Origin of the sequence: Methylobacterium sp. 275MFSha3.1 (assembly GCF_900108435.1) — a bacterium.
Classification (GTDB): domain Bacteria; phylum Pseudomonadota; class Alphaproteobacteria; order Rhizobiales; family Beijerinckiaceae; genus Methylobacterium.
In genome coordinates this window covers 154,527-171,309 of the sequence record NZ_FNWP01000011.1, presented here as the reverse complement: position 1 = coordinate 171,309, position 16,783 = coordinate 154,527, and the positions used below count along the sequence as shown (strand labels likewise).

At 71.9% G+C, this 16,783-nt stretch carries 16 protein-coding genes; 5 read left to right on the top strand and 11 right to left on the bottom strand.

Features of this window, described 5'->3' with window-relative positions; genetic code table 11:
* Positions 1-4 precede the first annotated feature (4 nt).
* A complete protein-coding gene (locus BLW78_RS15340) occupies positions 5-421 on the bottom strand; it encodes a nuclear transport factor 2 family protein (protein WP_020093118.1) in 417 nt (138 codons plus the stop codon).
* A gap of 197 nt (positions 422-618) precedes the next feature.
* On the opposite strand from BLW78_RS15340, the gene BLW78_RS15335 reads away from it, so the two are divergent.
* From BLW78_RS15335 to BLW78_RS15320, 4 genes are read left to right on the top strand one after another with little or no spacing between them, the layout of a single operon-like run.
* Complete coding sequence (locus tag BLW78_RS15335) at positions 619-1,800, top strand: ABC transporter substrate-binding protein (protein ID WP_091680589.1); 1,182 nt, start codon at positions 619-621, stop codon at positions 1,798-1,800.
* Positions 1,801-1,808: 8 nt separating this feature from the next.
* Positions 1,809-2,678 carry a branched-chain amino acid ABC transporter permease gene (locus BLW78_RS15330; RefSeq protein WP_091680587.1) on the top strand — a complete coding sequence of 290 codons (870 nt, stop codon included), beginning with the start codon at positions 1,809-1,811 and terminating at the stop codon, positions 2,676-2,678.
* Positions 2,679-2,682: 4 nt separating this feature from the next.
* The gene (locus BLW78_RS15325) at positions 2,683-5,151 is read left to right on the top strand and encodes a branched-chain amino acid ABC transporter ATP-binding protein/permease (RefSeq protein WP_091680585.1); all 2,469 of its coding nucleotides are present in this window, start codon (positions 2,683-2,685) and stop codon (positions 5,149-5,151) included.
* A gap of 11 nt (positions 5,152-5,162) precedes the next feature.
* Positions 5,163-6,053 (top strand): polysaccharide deacetylase family protein, encoded by an 891-nt coding sequence (locus BLW78_RS15320; protein ID WP_091680584.1) that lies wholly within the window; start codon positions 5,163-5,165, stop codon positions 6,051-6,053.
* A 22-nt stretch (positions 6,054-6,075) separates the two neighbouring features.
* Here the strand turns inward: BLW78_RS15320 and BLW78_RS15315 are convergent, their stop codons facing one another.
* The 5 genes from BLW78_RS15315 to solA all read right to left on the bottom strand — a co-directional run bounded on the left by BLW78_RS15315 (position 6,076) and on the right by solA (position 10,572).
* Positions 6,076-6,855 carry an amino acid ABC transporter ATP-binding protein gene (locus BLW78_RS15315; protein WP_042674771.1) on the bottom strand — a complete coding sequence of 260 codons (780 nt, stop codon included), beginning with the start codon at positions 6,853-6,855 and terminating at the stop codon, positions 6,076-6,078.
* Positions 6,856-6,859: 4 nt separating this feature from the next.
* The gene (locus BLW78_RS15310; protein WP_091680582.1) at positions 6,860-7,711 is read right to left on the bottom strand and encodes an amino acid ABC transporter permease; all 852 of its coding nucleotides are present in this window, start codon (positions 7,709-7,711) and stop codon (positions 6,860-6,862) included.
* A complete protein-coding gene (locus BLW78_RS15305) occupies positions 7,708-8,457 on the bottom strand; it encodes an amino acid ABC transporter permease (protein WP_012320251.1) in 750 nt (249 codons plus the stop codon). The genes BLW78_RS15310 and BLW78_RS15305 overlap by 4 nt, the downstream gene beginning before the upstream one ends.
* 37 nt (positions 8,458-8,494) lie before the next feature.
* Entirely contained in the window at positions 8,495-9,337 is an 843-nt protein-coding gene (locus BLW78_RS15300) for a transporter substrate-binding domain-containing protein (RefSeq protein WP_020093110.1), read from the bottom strand.
* A gap of 71 nt (positions 9,338-9,408) precedes the next feature.
* On the bottom strand, positions 9,409-10,572 hold the full coding sequence (gene solA / locus BLW78_RS15295; protein ID WP_091680647.1) for an N-methyl-L-tryptophan oxidase: 1,164 nt from the start codon (positions 10,570-10,572) through the stop codon (positions 9,409-9,411).
* A 203-nt stretch (positions 10,573-10,775) separates the two neighbouring features.
* On the opposite strand from solA, the gene BLW78_RS15290 reads away from it, so the two are divergent.
* A complete protein-coding gene (locus BLW78_RS15290) occupies positions 10,776-11,732 on the top strand; it encodes a GlxA family transcriptional regulator (protein ID WP_020093108.1) in 957 nt (318 codons plus the stop codon).
* A 24-nt stretch (positions 11,733-11,756) separates the two neighbouring features.
* Here the strand turns inward: BLW78_RS15290 and eutC are convergent, their stop codons facing one another.
* From eutC to BLW78_RS15265, 5 genes are all read right to left on the bottom strand, one after another.
* On the bottom strand, positions 11,757-12,545 hold the full coding sequence (gene eutC, locus BLW78_RS15285; RefSeq protein ID WP_091680581.1) for an ethanolamine ammonia-lyase subunit EutC: 789 nt from the start codon (positions 12,543-12,545) through the stop codon (positions 11,757-11,759).
* Complete coding sequence (locus BLW78_RS15280; protein WP_091680579.1) at positions 12,542-13,945, bottom strand: ethanolamine ammonia-lyase subunit EutB; 1,404 nt, start codon at positions 13,943-13,945, stop codon at positions 12,542-12,544. Before BLW78_RS15280 ends, eutC begins: the two co-directional genes overlap by 4 nt.
* Before the next feature lie 97 nt (positions 13,946-14,042).
* Positions 14,043-14,747: a L,D-transpeptidase gene (locus BLW78_RS15275; protein ID WP_091680578.1), complete on the bottom strand. Its 705-nt coding sequence runs from the start codon at positions 14,745-14,747 to the stop codon at positions 14,043-14,045.
* 257 nt (positions 14,748-15,004) lie between these two features.
* Positions 15,005-15,766 carry an SDR family NAD(P)-dependent oxidoreductase gene (locus BLW78_RS15270; protein WP_091680576.1) on the bottom strand — a complete coding sequence of 254 codons (762 nt, stop codon included), beginning with the start codon at positions 15,764-15,766 and terminating at the stop codon, positions 15,005-15,007.
* A gap of 21 nt (positions 15,767-15,787) precedes the next feature.
* Complete coding sequence (locus BLW78_RS15265; RefSeq protein ID WP_091680575.1) at positions 15,788-16,780, bottom strand: acetamidase/formamidase family protein; 993 nt, start codon at positions 16,778-16,780, stop codon at positions 15,788-15,790.
* Positions 16,781-16,783 lie beyond the last annotated feature (3 nt).

Below are 16,783 nucleotides of genomic sequence, written 5' to 3'. Positions count from 1 at the left end.
CGCGTCAGGCCGTCAGGCCGTGCTTCGTCAGCAGGCGCTCGGCGCTGTCGTTCCAGACCTCCATGCCGACGATCAGCCCGTCGCGCACGGTGAAGCGGTCGACGTAGCGGTTGCCCTCGAAGGGCGTGCCGTCCGGCCACGCGCCGTACAGGGTGCCGAGGCTGTAGACCGTGGTGACGCCGTCGCCCGGCACCACGTCCAGCCGCTCCATCCGCTTCTTCACCCAGGCGTAGCGGCCCGCGTTGAAGGCCGTGACCTCGGACGGATGATTGAAGACCCGCGCCCCGGTGAACACGATGCGGGTGCCCGGCGCCATGTAGCGCGCGGCCGTCTCGGGATCGGGCACCATCGAGGCCTCGAGATAGGCGGTGACGTTGGCGGCGTCGCGGGCGGTCGCCGCATCGTGGGTCATGTCGGTCATGGCAGGCCTCCTGTCGGCCCAACGTGCCGCAAAAGACCGGCCCGTGCATGCAGGAAGTGTATGCACTTTGACGCCAGATTGAGCACAGCTTGCCTCCGAGGATACAGGCACCGGTCTGTACAGCGGCCGAAGCGGCCAATTCCTGGTGGCATGGAGGTTGCGCAAAGCAGGCTGCGCCCCGCCCTCGGAGACACGCCATGGCCTCCTTCCTGCCCCCGACCCTGCGCCGCTTCGCGGTGACGACGAGCGCGCTGCTCGGCCTCGCCGTCTCGACGGCGCAAGGTGCCGACACCGTCAAGATCGGGCTCGTGACCGCCCTGAGCGGCCAGTCCGCGAAATCCGGCGAGGCGATCTCCCGCGGGATCGGCCTCGCCATCGACGAGATCAACGCCAAGGGCGGCGTCCTCGGGCGCCCGCTCGAGCTCGTGGCCCGGGACGACGAGGCCAACCCGTCCAAGGGCGTGCTGGCGACCCGCGAGCTGATCCAGCGGGTCGGCGTCGTCGCGGTGGTCGGCGGCCTCGACACGCCGGTCTCGATGGCGATCGTGCCGATCGCCAACCAGATGAAGGTGCCGTTCATCGGCCCCTGGGCGGCCGGCACCGGCATCACCCGCAACGCCGCCGCCGACAACTACGCCTTCCGCGTCTCCGCGGTCGACGCCCTCGTCGACGAGGCGCTGGTCGCCTACGCGGTGAAGACCTACGGGGCGAAGAAGCCCGGCATGATCCTCGTCAACAACGCCTGGGGCGAGTCGAACCAGAAGGGCCTCAAGGACGCCCTGCAGGCGGCCAACCTCCCGGCAGCGGGCATCGAGAAGTACGAGGCCAACGACGTCGACATGGTGCCCCAGCTGTCCCGGCTGAAGGAGGCCGGGGCCGACGCGCTGTTCCTCGTCGGCAATGTCGGCCCCTCGGCCCAGGTGGTGAAGTCGCTGGACCGGATGGGCTGGTCGGTGCCGGTCGTCTCGCACTGGGGCCCGGCGGGCGGCCGCTTCGACGAGCTCGCCGGCCCGAGCGCCGGCAAGGTCCATTTCATCCAGACCTTCACCTTCGCGGGCAACGCGTCGCCGAAGGCGAGCGCGGTGCTCGACGCGCTCAAGGCCAAGTACCCGGCGATCAAGTCGATGGCCGACGTCACCCCCGCCGTCGGCATCGCCAACGCCTACGACGCGACGCACCTGCTGGCGCTCGCCATCCAGGCCGCCGGCTCCACCGAGGGCCCGAAGGTCCGCGACGGCTTCTACAAGATCGGCACCTATCCGGGCCTGATCAAAACCTACGCCACGCCCTTCGCCCCCGGCCAGCACGACGCGCTCGGCCCGAACGACTACGTGTTCACCCGCTTCAAGGACGGTGAGATCGTCGCGGTGACCAACTGAGCCCGGCGATGCTGACCTCCATCCTCGTCAGCGGCCTCGGCCTCGGCAGCATGTACGGGCTCGTGGCCCTCGGCTTCCACGTGACCTACGCGGTGTCGGGGACCGTGAACTTCGCGCAGGGCAGCGTCGTCACCCTGGGCGCGGTCCTGGCCTACGCGCTCGGCGTCACCCTGGGCTGGCCGATGCCGGCGGCGATCGTCCTGGCGCTCGCCGGCTGCGCCCTGTTCGGCCTCATGGTCGAGCGGGCGCTGGTCCGCCCGTTCGTGGCGCGCGGCTCGGACGCGTGGCTCCTGGCGACGGTGGCGGGCGGCATCGTCCTCGACAACACCGTGCTGTTCACCTTCGGCAAGGAGCCGCGCAGCCTGCCGTCCCCGCTGGCGACGAAGCCGGTGGAGATCCTCGGGACCGGCATCTACCCGCTGCAGCTCGTGATCCCGGTGGTCGGGATCGCGCTGGCCTTCGCGATCCGCACGGTGTTCCGGAAGACCGATCTCGGCCGCGTCCTGCTCGCCGTGGCGCAGAACGCCGACGCCGCCCGGCTGATGGGGATTGACGTGCGCCGCACCGTGGCCTGCGCCTTCGCGCTCTCGGCGGTGCTCGCCGGCGTCGCGGGCCTGCTGATCGCGCCGCTGTTCTCGGTCTCGGCCGAGCTCGGCACGCTGTTCGGCATCAAGGCCTTCGCGGTCGCGATCCTGGGCGGCATCGGCTCCGCCACCGGGGTGATCCTGGCGGGGCTGCTCTACGGCCTCGTCGAGGCCGGCGTCACCGCGACCCTGGGCTCGACCTACACGCAGCTCGTGGTGTTCTCGGTGATCATCCTGGCCCTCACCCTGCGCCCCGACGGCCTGCTTGGCCGCGCCGCGGTCAACAAGGTCTGACCCGATGCCGTACCTGCGCTCAGGCCCGGCGATGCGGCTCGGCATCGCCGGCCTCACCGCCGCCGCGCTCGGCCTCGTGGCGCTGACCGCCGGCTACAGCCACTTCGTGATCGCCCTCGTGGCGCTGACCACGGTGGCGGGCGTCGGCCTCAACGTGCTCCTCGGCCTGACCGGGCTGATCTCCTTCGGCCAGGCCGGCTTCTACGCGATCGGCGCCTACGCGAGCGCGATCCTGACGCTCCACGGCGTCAGCTTCTGGCTGGCGCTCCCGGCGGCGGCCCTGATCGCGGCGCTCGTCGGCGGCCTCGTGGCGGTGCCGGCGATGCGGGTGAAGGGCCCCTACCTCGCCATGCTGACGATCGCCTTCGGCTTCATCGTCGAGCACGGGCTGATCGAGGGCGGCGAGCTGACCGGCGGCCAGAACGGCCTCGTCGTCACCGACGCGCCGAGCCTCCTCGGCGAGCCGCTCTCGCCGGCCGGCCTAGCGATGCTGGCGGTGCTCGCCGCCGGGGCGAGCCTCGCCGGGTTCGACATCCTCGCCCGCAGCCGCCTCGGCCGGACGATGCGCGCCGTGCGCGACGCCGACGTCGCCGCCGCGGCGCTGGGCTTCGACCCGGTCCGGGTGAAGACCCTGGCCTTCGCGATCTCCGCCGCCCTGACCGGCCTCGCGGGGGCAATCCTTCCGCCGCTGATGCTGTTCATCGCGCCGAGCTCGTTCCCGTTCACGCAGTCGATCCTGTTCGTCCTCTCGGTGATCGTCGGCGGCGCCGGCACGGTGCTCGGCCCGCTCCTCGGGGCCCTCGTCACCGTGCTGCTGCCGGAGGCGCTGTCCGGCCTCGCCGAGTACCGCCTGCTGTTCTTCGGCGTCGCGACCCTGGCGGTGCTGTGGCTGGTACCCTCGGGGCTGGTCGGCAGCCTCGCCCGGCTGCTGCCCCGGGGCCGCGACGAGGCGGCCGCCCCGGAGAGCGGGGAGTTACCGCTGCCCGGCACGGCGGCGCGCGAGGCCCTCGTCTTGGAGGGCGTCGGCATCCGCTTCGGCGGCATCACGGCGGCGGACGGCGTCGACCTCACGGCGCGGCCGGCGGCGGTCACCAGCGTGATCGGCCCGAACGGGGCCGGCAAGACCACCGTGCTCAACATGGTCTCGGGCTTCTACCGTCCGAGCGCCGGGGCGATCCGGCTGGGCGGGCGCGACCTCGCCGGGCGGCCGGCCCACGTCGTCGCCCGCGCCGGCATCGCGCGCACCTACCAGACCACGCGCCTGTTCGGCTCGCTGCCGGTGGCCGACAACGTCGCCCTCGGCCTCGCGCCGGGCCGGCTCTGGCGCCGCGCGCGGGCGCGGGACCGCGCGACAGCCGCCGCGCTCCTCGCCTTCGTCGGCTACCGGGGCGCCCTCGACCGCCCGGCCGCCGAGCTGCCCCACGTCGACCGGCGGCTCGTGGAGATCGCCCGGGCGCTCGCCGGCAGCCCCGCGGTGCTGCTCCTCGACGAGCCCGCCGCCGGCCTGTCGCGGGCCGACACCGACCGGCTGGCCCGGCTGATCCGCCGGATCGCCGACAGCGGCGTCGCGGTGGTGCTGGTCGAGCACGACATGCCGCTGGTGATGGGCATCTCCGACCACATCCTCGTCATGGATGCCGGCCGCCCGATCGCGCGCGGCACGCCCGCTGAGATCCGGCGCGACCCGGCGGTGCTGCGCGCGTATCTCGGCGGCGCCGATACCCCGGCCCGGCCGCGGAGCGCGCCGTGGCAGGGACCGGCAGACGCCGTCCTCTCGGTCCTCGACCTGACCGCCGGCTACGGCGCCGCGCCCGTCCTCGACGGCGTCCATCTCGACGTGCGGCCCGGCGAGACCGTCGCCCTCCTGGGCGCGAACGGGGCCGGCAAGTCCACGGCCATGCGGGCGCTGGCGGGGCTTCTGCGCCCGGTCGCGGGATCGGTCGTGTTCGACGACCGGCGCGTCGAGGCGCTGCCCGCCCACCGGATCGCCCGCGGCGGGCTCGTGCTGGTGCCGGAGGGCCGGCAGGTCTTCCCGGAGCTCACCGTCGTCGAGAACATCCGCCTCGGCGCCTTCGGGCGCGGGTCGCCGATCGACCCCGCCGAGGTCGAGCGCCTGCTCGACCGGTTCCCGCGGCTGCGCGACCGGGCGGCGAGCCGGGCGGGCCTGCTCTCCGGCGGCGAGCAGCAGATGCTGGCGATCGCCCGCGGGTTGATGGCGCACCCGCGCATCCTGCTCCTCGACGAGCCGTCGCTCGGCCTCGCGCCGGCGATGATCAACGCCCTCTACGCCACCGTGGCCGAGCTGCGCGACGAGGGCGTCACCATCCTGATCGTGGACCAGATGGCGGCGCTGGCCCTCACGGTCGCCGACCGCGGCTACGTGCTGGAGCAGGGCCGGGTCGTCGCGCGCGGAACCGCCGCGGAGCTGTCGGCGGACAAGGGGCTGGAAGCGGCCTATCTCGGTGCGGCGTAACGGGGGCTCTGATGGACACGAATGCCGGACACGGTCGCTACGGCTACAGCGCCCTCCCCGACCGCCCGGTCTACGACTGGCCGGAGGGCAAGCGGCTGGCCGTCTATGTCGGGCTGAACCTCGAGACCTTCGCGTTCGGCGAGGGCCTGGGCGCCGAGCTGGCGCCGGGCGGCCCGCAGCCGGACGTGCTCAACTACGCGTGGCGCGACTGGGGCAACCGGGTCGGCGCGTGGCGGATCGCCGAGATGCTGGACACTCTGGCGATGCCGGCGAGCGTGCTCGTCAACAGCAACCTCTACCGGGACTGCCCCGGGCTGATCGAGGCGTTCCGGGCGCGGGGCGACGAGATCGTCGGCCACGGACGCACCAACGCCGAGCGGCAGGGTACCCTCGACGAGGACGCGGAGCGGGCCCTGATCGCCGAGACGACCCGCGAGATCGCCGCGCGGGAGGGCCGCCCCCCCGCCGGGTGGCTCGGGCCGTGGATCTCGCAGTCGCGGGTGACGCCCGATCTCCTCGCCGAGGCCGGGTACCGCTACCTGCTCGACTGGGACCACGACGACCAGCCGACCTGGTTCAAGACCCGCGGCGGCGGCCGCATCCTGACGGTGCCCTACCCGCAGGAACTCAACGACATCCCCGCGATCGTCGCCCGCAAGGAGACGGGCCGCCAGTTCGCCGAAGCCATCGTCGACGCCTTCGAAGAAATGCTGGAGCAGTCTCGGGGCGCGCCGCTGGTGATGGGCATCGCGCTCCATCCCTATATCGTCGGGCGCCCGCACCGGCTGCGGCCCCTGCGGCAGGCGCTCCGGCACATCGCAGACCGCCGCGACGCCATCTGGCTCACCACCGCCGGGGCGATCGCCGACCACATCGTGGCGCGGGAGGCCGGGCCGCGCTGACGCGGCCCTGACCCCGGCGGGCTCAGAGCACCTGCGACAGGAACCGGCGCGTGCGCTCGTCCTGGGCGGAGGCGAAGAAGGTCGCGGGCGGCCCGTGCTCGACGATCACGCCGCGGTCGGTGAAGTAGATGTGGTCGGCGACGTCGCGGGCGAAGTTCATCTCGTGCGTGACGAGCATGCAGGTCATGCCCTCCTCGGCGAGTTCCCGGATCGTCACCAGGACCTCCTTGACCGTCTCCGGGTCGAGGGCGGCGGTGACCTCGTCGAACAGCATCACGTCGGGCCGCATCGCCAGCGAGCGGGCGATGGCCACGCGCTGCTGCTGACCGCCGGACAACTCGCCCGGATAGGCGTTCTCCTTGCCGGCCAGCCGGACCTTGGCGAGGAGCGCCCGCGCCCGGGCCTCGACCTCGCGCTTCTCCTGCCCGAGGACGTGGATGGGGGCCATCATCACGTTCTGAAGCGCGGTCTTATGCGGGAACAGGTTGTACTGCTGGAACACCATGCCGACCTTGCGGCGCAGCGCCAGCTTGTCGAGCCGCGGATCGGTCACCTCGATCCCCTCGACCTGGATCGAGCCCGCGCTCACCGGCACCAAGGCGTTGACGCAGCGGATCAGCGTCGACTTGCCCGAGCCCGAGGGGCCGATGATGCAGACGACCTCGCCCTTGCGGACGTCGAAGCTGATCCCCTTCAGCACCTCGAACGTCCCGAAGGATTTGTGCACGTCGACGACGCGGACGATCGGCTGATCGGGGGTCCAGCTCGGGGACGGGGTGGCGGCCAGGGTCGCGCGCGTCATGGTCTCAGCGGGTCTCGAAGCGGCGTTCCAGGGCGGCGGTGAACCGGTCGATCGGGTAGCAGTAGAGGAAGAAGCAGAGCAGCGCGAAGCCGTAGAGGGGCGCGAACAGCTCGGGGCGGCCGCCCTCGGCGGCGTGCACCTGCGCGGTCAGCGTCAGCATCTCGGTGACGCCGACGATGGAGGCCTGCACGGTCGCCATCGCGATGAGCGAGTAGACGTTCATCCAGGGCGGCAGCATGCGCTTCGCGCACTGGGGCAGGATGATGCGCCACATCGTCTGGCGCCGGGTGAAGGCCAGGGATTCGGCGGCCTCCCACTGGGTGTTGGGCACCGAGCGCACCGCGCCGCGGACGATCTCGGCGACGTTGGCCATGACCGGCAGGCTGAAGCCGAAGGTCGCCTTGACCCAGTCGGGCAGCGGCACGCGGACACCGAACACCGTGACCTGGAACGGGACCAGGAACATCACGAAGAACAGCAGGACCAGCCAGGGCACGTTGCGGAAGACCTGCGTGGCGCACCACGCGAGGCGCGGCAGGACCCGGCCCTCCGCCAACATGGCCAGACCGAGCCCGATGCCCGCCACCGTCCCGATCGCCATCGCCATCAGCGAGATCGCGACGTTGAAGGCGAAGCCGGTGAGCAGGAGGGGTGCCCACTTGATCACGACCTCCAGCGGCGACAGCGCGGCGGCCCCGCCCTGCGCCCAGGCCGGGACGGCGACGAGGGCGAGGCCGGCCAGCAGCCAGAGATGGGCCGGGCGCAGGCGCGCCGCCGCGCGGTCCGTCGGGAGCGCGAAGGGCAGCAGCACCGGCAGGTCGCCCGGTCGCCCGCCCCGCGGATCGGCAGCTTTCATCGGCCGTATCCCGGGATCCGCAGGGCGCGTTCCCAGCGGTGCATGATCCAGACGAGCACGCCGACGAGGACCGCGTAGGTCGCGAGCAGCACCAGCATCATCTCCAGCACGTTCTGCGACTCGGACCAGATCTGCTTGACCGCGTACAGCGTCTCCGGGACCGCGATGGCGTAGGCCAGTGTGGTAGTCTTGAGGAGGTTGATCAGGTTGTTGTTGAGCGCCGGCAGGCAGACGCGCAGGGCCAGCGGCAGGACGACGTACCGGTAGGCCTTGAAGCGCGTGTAGCCCAGGGCCTCCGCGGCCTCGACCGTGGTCCGCGGCACCGCCTCGATGCCGGAGCGGAAGATCTCCACGTTGAACGCGCCCGCGAACAGCGACAGCGAGATGATCGCCCACTGGACATTGTTGAGGATCGGCGCGCGCAGGCCGTCGGCCGAGCGGATGTCCGGGAGCAGCGTCCCGAGGCCGAAGTAGAAGAAGAAGATCTGCACGAGCGGCGGCGTGTTCCGGAAGACCACTACGAAGCCGTTGACCAGCGCCCGCAGGACGCGCGACGGCCCGCTCTGCAGGAGCGCGCCGACGGCGCCGATGACGAGGCTCGCCAGGATCGTGCTGATCCCGAGGAGCAGCGTCATCCGCAGGCCGGCCACGTACCGGTCCCAGTCGTAGGGATCGTAGAAGACCGTGAAGTTGAAGCCCGTGGTCTCGTAGAGCTGCTGGAACCACGCCTGGATCGTGGCGATCATCGCGGGCGAACGCTCGGTGTTGTCGCGCAGAACCGCATCAGTTGGTCGCGTTCTTGTACTTCTCGTGCATCGCCTTCGAGTAAGCGGTCGGCTCGATGCCCCACTTCTTCTCCTCGTTGACGATGAAGCCGGTCTTCATCCAGTCCTTGGTGGCGTCCTCGACCGCGGCCTGGAGCGTGGTGTTGCCCTGCGCCACCGCCATCATCCACGGGGCGTCGAGGATGCCCTTGAGCGGCAGCGCGTAGTTGGCCTTCCAGTCGTCGTCGAGCAGCTTACCCTGCAGCATGCTCTGGTCGTACACGTAGCCGATGCAGTTGCCCTGCTTGAGCGCGAAGAGCGGCTTCTCGGACCCGTCGAAGGCGACGATCTCCGCCCCGTAGGTCCGCGCGACGTCCTTGTTGTACCAGGCGCCCGAGGTGGCGCAGAGCGGCTTGCCCTTGAGCTGCGCCCAGTCGGTGATGCCGGACGACTTGGGCAGCAGGACGTTCACGAAGTCGGAATAGTAGTTCGGGTCGATCGCCTGCACCACGCGGCGGCGCTCCGGCTTGTCCGACAGGGTGGCGATCAGCAGATCGACCTTGCCCTGCTGCAGGAACTCGATCCGGTTGGCCGAGACGACCGGCACGAGCTCGAGCTTCACGCCGAGCCGCTTGGCGAGGTCGGCGGCGAGGTCGGGCTCCAGGCCGATGATGGTCCCGCTCGGGTCGCGGAAGCCGAACGGCTTGTAATCCGCCTTCACGCCGACGATCAGCGTTCCGCGCTTCTTGATCGCGTCGACGCCGTCGGCGGCCGTGGCCCGGCCGGGCAGCGCGACGGTCGAGAACGCCGCGAGCGCGGCCAGCGCACCGGTGGTCAGAAGGGTGCGGACGGTGAGACGCATCGGATCTTTCCTGCTCGGGTCGACGGATCTTGGCATGGTTTCAAGCAATCCACGAGCCATTGGCCGGCGCATCAACTGAAACGTGCCAGAGCGAAGGGCTTGAGATCGACGGTGCTACCGGTCCCAGCCAGCTCCGCGGCGACGGCCTCGCCGATGCCGGCCGAGTGCTTGAAGCCGTGCCCCGAGCAGGCGGAGACGACCAGGATCCGCTCCATCGCGGGATGCCGGTCGATGATGAAGCCGCGGTCGGGGGTCACCGTGTAGACGCAGGCGGCGGCCTGGACGACCTCCGGGGTCGCGCCGGCCAGCCGGTTCGCGACGCGCAGCCGGTACATGTCGTCGGATTCCGACGGATCGACGCGGCGCTCCACCCCGTCGGCGGTGGTGGTGGTGCTGTACTGCTCCGTCGCGACCTTGATGGACCCGTCGAGCGGCGGGAAGCCGTAGAGGTATTCCGTGTCGCTCGTCCCGTACATCCAGATGAAGACCGGCGCGTGCGGCCCGTAGGCGGTCTCGTCCGCGAGCGCGTACCAGTGCAGCAGTTGGCGACGGACGGTCAGGAGCCGGTCGAAGGGGCTCCCGAGCAGGGGGGCCGTCCAGGCGCCCGCGGCCACGACGGCGCGGTCGGCCAGGATGGTCTCCTCCGCCGTCTCGATGCGGACGCCGCTCCCGTCCTGCTGCAGCCCGACCACCGTGCAGTTGGTGCGGATCTCGGCGCCCGCGGCACCCGCGCGGCCGAGCTGCGCCGCGAGGCATCGCTCCGGGAACACGTAGCCGCCGCCCGGCTCGTAATAGGCCTTCTCGTCGCCCGCGAGGTTCAGGAATTGCGGGAAGCGGCGGGCCACCTCCGCCCCTGTCAGCACCTCGTGGACGATGCCGGCGCCCTCCGCGGCGCTGATGGACCGGCCCACGAAGTCCGGTTTGCCGTGGTGCGAGGAGACGCCGTGGCCCGGGGCCATGACGAGCGCCCCGCAGGCGTTCAGCAGGGTCTCGCCCGTCTCGGCCTCCAGCTCGCGCCAGATGCGGTGCGAGGCGGTGACGAAGGGGACGTAGTCGGAGCCCTCACCGACCGCCTGACGGGTGATCCGCGTCTCGCCGTGGCTCGACCCGAGCGCGTGGGGCGGCGCGAAGCGGTCGAGCCCGATGACCGCGGCGCCCCGCTTCGCCAGCTGGTAGAGCGCGGCGCTGCCCATCGCGCCGAGACCCAGCACGGCGACGTCGTAGCGGCGGCTCACGGCCGACACTCCCGCTCGATTCCGGGACGGGCCGCCGCGGCGGCGCGGAACGGAGGAAGATCGGCAGGTCGAGGCATCCGGAAGCGATCTCGCGCGGGACGGGGTAACGGCACACAGCATGATCAATGCCGAGGCGGGCGTTTGACTGAAACGGACGGTTTCCTGCACGTTTGAGCCATCGAGGAGCGGAGGGGGCGTCCGAGATGGAGGCGGAGACCGGGGATCGCCCACAGGAGATCGGCTTCATCCTCGTGCCCGGCTTCGCGCTGCTGTCCTTCGCTTCGGGGTGCGAGCCGTTCCGGGCGGCCAACGAACTTGCCGGGCGGCCGCTCTACCGCCTGCGCTACTTCGGCGAGTCGGAGGGCCGGGTGGCCGCCTCGTCGGGCGCCGAGGTCCCCACCGAGGCGCTGCCGCGCCAGCGCGGCCACCTCCACACCCTCTTCGTCTGCGCGGGCGGCGAGCCGACCGGGTGGGACAGGCCCGAGATCCACGCGACCCTGCGGCGGATGGCCCGACTCGGCGTCCGCATCGGCGGCATCTCGGGCGGTCCCTACCTGATGGCCGAAGCGGGCCTGCTGGCCGATCGCGCGTTCACGCTCCACTGGGAATATGCCGGTGCCACGGTCGAGACCTTCCCGGAGGCGCGCCTGAGCCGGGCGCGCTACGTCGCCGACGGCGATCGCCTGACCTGCGGCGGCGGCGTCGCGCCCCTGGAGATGGCCCACGCCCTGATCGCCGAACGCATGGGCGAGGCCTTCGCCCGGCGCGTCTCCGACTGGTTCCTCCACACCGCCATCGGCGCCGCCGACGACCCGCAGCGGGCCTCCGCGGTCGAGCGCTACGGAATCCACCATCCGGCTCTGCTGGCGGTGCTGGAGACGATGGAGAAGACCGTGGAGGCGCCGCTCGGCCGCCTCGCCATGGCGCGCCTCGCGGCGATCAGCCCGCGCCACCTCGACCGGCTGTTCCTCGACAAGCTCGGGCTCAGCTTCTCGGCCCAGTACAGGGCGATTCGCCTCGCCCACGGACGCCGCCTTCTGCGCCAGAGCCCGCTCAGGATCGGGGAGATCGCGACGGCCTGCGGCTTCACGAGCGCGGCCCATTTCGCCCGCTGCTACCGGTCCCATTTCGGCTGCAGCCCGTCCGCGGAGCGCGCGTGACGTCCGCCTGGGTCGTCCGAGCGGTCAGTCCCGCGCGTCCGGCAGCGCCTTCGGGTCTGCGGGATCGTCCCGGCGCAGCGCGACGCCGCTGGTGCCCTGGGCCAGCATCGCCCGCAGCAGCGCCTCCATCTGCGCGGCGGCCACCTCGACCGCCAGACCGCCCTCCCGGATGTTCGAGATGCAGTTCCGCCGGGAATCGGGCAGCCCCGGCGCCGGGCCGTACGTGACGTAGCAGCCCAGGCTGTCGGAGGCCGACAGGCCCGGCCGCTCCCCGATCAGAACCACGACGCAGCGCGCCCCGAGCCGCGCCCCGATCGGATCGCCGATCGCTACACGTCCCTGGCTCGCGACGACCACCGGCGCGAGGCGCCAGCCGGCCCGCCGCACCCGCGCTGCCAGCGCCGCCGCCGCCGGAACCGCGTTCAGCGCGACCGCCGTCGCCGACAGCCCGTCCGCGATCACGATCGCCACGTCAAAGCCCGGCCCGTGCCCGTCGAGTACCGACCCGGATTCCGGATCGAGGGTGCGGCCCCTGTCCGGCCGGCGCAGGTACTCCGCCCGGTCGGCCACGGCGGAGCGGACCTCCACCGCGTCGAGGCCCTGCGCCCGCAGCCCTTCGCGGATCGCGGCCACGTCGAGGGGCGTCCACACCGCCTCGCGGGCGCGGGCATGGTCGAGCCCGAAGGCGAGCGCCGCGCCGGTCGGCAGGCCAGCACCGTGCGCGCCGAGCGCGATGCGCGCCTGGGTCAGCCCGCGCAGCTCGCGCAGCTCGCGCAGCGTCGGGTGGCCCGGACGGGCCGGCTCGCCGCTCACGCCGCCCGCCCGGGCAGGAGGCGGGACGCCTCGGCCAGGGCCGGGGGCAGCGCGCCCGTCGCGCTGGCCAGCCGGCCCTGCCCGTCCGTGATGCCCACGGCCCGCAGCCACGCCTCGAATTCCGGGGCCGGACGGCGACCCAGGGTCTCGCGGGCGTAGACAGCGTCGTGGTGCGACAATGACTGGTAGTTCAGCATCACGTCGTCCGCCCCCGGCACCGTGATGACGAAGTTGACCCCGGCCGCGCACAGCAGGGTCAGGAGCGCGTCCATGTCCTCGCCGTCGGCATCGGCGTGATTGGTGTAGCAGACGTCCACGCCCATCGGCAGGCCGAGCAGCTTCCCGCAGAAGTGGTCCTCCAGCCCGGCGCGGATGATCTGCTTGCCGTCGTAGAGGTACTCGGGACCGATGAAGCCCACGACCGTGTTGACCAGCAGCGGGTCGAACTCCCGCGCCACCGCGTAGGCGCGCGCCTCCATGGTCTGCTGGTCGACGCCCCAGTGGGCGTCGGCCGAGAGCGCCGAGCCCTGGCCGGTCTCGAAGTACATGAGCTGCCCGCCCTCCGGGCAGCGGCCGAGCGCGCGGGCAGCGTCCGAGGCCTCGCGCAGGACGGCGAGGTCGACGCCGAAGCCGGCATTGGCCTTCTGCGAGCCGGCCACCGACTGGAACACGAGGTCGACGGGCGCGCCGCGGGCCATGGCCTCGATCGCCACGGTGACGTGGCCGAGGCAGCAGTGCTGGGTCGGCACGTCGAGGCGCAACCGCAGGGTCTCGAGCAGCTCGACGATGCGGATGTAGTCCGGCAGGGAATCGGTGGCCGGGTTGACGCCGATGACCGCGTCGCCCGAGCCCATCAGCAGTCCGTCGAGCGCCGAGAGCAGGATGCCCTCGGAGGAGTCGGTCGGGTGGTTGGGCTGGTTGCGGGTGGCGAGGCGCCCGGGCAGGCCGATGGTGGAGCGGAAGCGCGTCACCACCGGCCGCTTGGCAGCCACCGCGACGAGGTCCTGCAGCCGGCAGATCTTGGAGACCGCCGCGACCATCTCGGGCGTGAGGCCGGGCGCGAGGGCAGTGAGGGCGTCCGCGTCGGCGGCGGGCGCGAGCAGCCACTCGCGGAAGGCGCCGACCGTCAGGGATGAGACCGGCGCGAAGGCTTTCGTGTCGTGCCGGCGGGCGATGAGGTCGGAGACCTCGTCCTGGTCCGAGGGGATCAGCTCCTCGGCCAGGAAGGTCTTGAGCGGCAGGTCGGCGAGGGCGATCTGCGCGGCCAGGCGCTCGACCGGCCCGTCGGCGCAGAGCCCGGCGAGTTGGTCGCCCGAGCGCTCCGGCGTGGCCTTGGCGAGCAGGCTGCGCAGGTCGGGGAAGGTGAAGCGTGTGCCTTCGATCGTCGTCGCGTAGGCCATGCGGGCGCTCCCGGCGCGCTGTCGGACCTCAGGGGACCCGATCCTGCAGGATGTCGGGGCCGCCGGGAAGCGGGGACGGCGCGGGCGCTGCCCGCCCTCAGGCCGGCAGCACGACCACCTTCGTCTTCACCGGCGTGCGCGCGTAGAGGTGGATCATGTCCTGGCTGAGCAGGCCGACGCAACCGCTGGTGATGCCCGTGCCGATCGATTCGGCGTCGCTGCTGGCGTAGATCGTGTAGAGCGTATATGCGCCGTTCTGGTAGAGGTGCAGCGTGCGGGCACCGAGCGGGTTGTCGAGGCCGCCGGGCATGCCGCGGGCATACTTCGCGGCCTCGGGCTGGCGCCGGATCATCTCCTTGGGCGGGGTCCAGGTTGCCCACTCGGACTTGCGGCCGACATAGGCGTTCCCGTTCCACAGGAAGCCCTGGCGGCCGACATTGGCGCCGTAGCGGGTTGCGGTGCCGTCACCCTCGATGCGGTAGACGTAGTAGTTGGCGGGATCGACCACGATCGTGCCGGGCGCCTCCGACGAGGCGTACTGGACGGTCCGCCGGTAGTATTTCGGGTTGACCTTGCTGACGTCGACCGCCGGGATCGGGAACTTCTCGTTCGGCATCGGCCCGTAGGTCTTCGCCGCCTCGGCCATGAGCAGGGTGTCGGTCGTCCCGCACCCGCCGAGCGAGAGCGCGCCGATCCCGAGGGCCGAGCCGGCCAGGAACGACCGGCGGCTGAGAACTCCCGCCTCGCTTCCGAGGCGCCCGCGCCCGTCGAGCCCGCCGGCCTCGCGATCGTCCGTCTTCATCGCCCTGGACTTCCCTGTCCTGCAGCCCGGCGCGACTGGGCGGTGTGCCACCGCCGCGCGAACGGCCAAGCTTGAGAGTGCCGCGTGCCAGCGCGCGTGGCAAGCTTGTCTTTACAGAGTCGAGAGCGGCCGAAATGCGTCGCAAGTGTGGTGAGTCCTCGCGATCTCCGGACTTCGTCGCTGAACGACCGTACTGAACGCGCCGGGTGTGCTTCGGACGTCGCAGGTGTCTCGGTGCGGGGCGAGGCCGGTCGGCGTCAGAACTGCACGCCGCGGGTCAGGCTGCCGTCGACCACGAGGTTGGTGCCGGTGATGAAGCTCGCGGCCGGGCTCGCCAGGAACACGGCGGCGCGGGCCACCTCCTCTGGCCGCGCCATCCGGCCGGTCGGGTTCAGCCGGAGCGCCTCGGCGAACAGCGCCGGGTTGCCGGTCTCGATCTGGTGCCAGACGCCGCCCGAGAAGTAGGTGTTGCCGGGCGAGACCGAGTTCGCGCGGATGTTCCGGGGTGCGAGCTGGAAGGCCAGCCCCTGCGCGTAGTGGATCAGCGCCGCCTTGAAGGCGCCGTAGGGACCGGCCGCGAAGTCGATCTCCCGCCCGGAGACGCTGGAGATGACGACGATCGCGCCGGCCTCGGAGCGCTCGAGGTACGGCATCGCCGCCTCGACCGCCGAGACGGTGCCCATCATGTCGACGGCGAAGCCGCTGCGCCACGCCGCCTCGTCGCTGCCGACCGCCAGCGCGCTCACGTTCGGCACCACGATGTCGAGGCCGCCGAGCTCCTCCGCGGCCTCGGCGATCCAGTCGCGCAGGGCCGTGGAATCGGCGACGTCGACGGCGCGCCCGGTCGCCGCAACGCCCCGGGCGCGCAGGGCCGCCACCTTGGCGGCGACCTCCGCAGCGTTGCGGGCGCAGAGGGCGACCGCCGCCCCCTCGTCGGCCAGCAGGTCGACGATCGCCGCGCCGATCCCCTTGGTGCCGCCGGTCACCAGCGCGCGGCGGCCTCTGAGCCCGAGATCCATGCCATCCTCCTCCGTCGCCGGTCAGGCGTGGGCGATCGCCTTCGTGATCGAGGCGCCGAGCGTGTATTTCGGATCGACCATGTTGCCGAGCCGCACGCGCCCGCACTGCGTGAGCAGCATGTAGGCGTCGATCTCGTCGAAGCCGAAATCGGCGGCGAGCCAGCGGATCAGCTCCCGGTAGGCGATGCGCGCCGCGTCCTCCATCGGCCGGGACGAGCCGATCGTCATGTAGAAGTCTTCGGTCTCGAGCCGCGGCCAGCGGAAGGTCCAGCCCTTGATCAGGTCGATCTGCACCGTCGTGTGGGTCGGGTGCTCCACCGCGACGCCGCAGAGTTCGCCGTCGCCCTGCGCGGCGTGGCAGTCGCCGAGGTAGAGGAGCGCGCCCTTCGCATTCACCGGCAGGTAGATCACCGCGCCGACGCCCACGTCCGGCAGGTCCATGTTGCCGCCGTAATAGTCCGGCTGCAGCGAGGAGATCGCCTCGATCTCCGGCGAGGTGCCGATCGTGCCGATGAACGGCTGGTAGGGCAGCGTGATCCGGTCGTTCCAGCGCACGCCGGTCTCGGCCGTGACCTCGAGCTTGCGCACCCGCTCGGGGAGCGGCGGATTGAGGAGCGCGGTGTCGCCGGTGGCGACGAGGCCGCCGAATTCCGGCATGATCAGCGTCGTGCCGCAGGGCTGCGGGCCGCGCGGCCGGATCGAGCGGATCGCCACCGCGAGGCAGTCGCCCTTCTCGGCGCCGTTGACGTAGATCGGCCCGTTCTGCGGGTTGAGGTAGGGGAAATTCAGGATCTGCGTCGGGCTGTCGGTCTCGTGGCGGATCTTGCCCTCGAAGGCGTCGTGCGTCTCGACGGTGACGACGGCGCCGGGATCGACGGTCAGCACCGGCTCGGCGAAGGGCCCGTAGACGTAGTGGTAGCGGCCCTGCTCGGCCTCGGTGATCGTGTACTCCCGGCCGGGCTTGCCGCCGGCGACGCCCTTGCGGGCCATGATGGACTGGTCGAGCCACTGCATGGT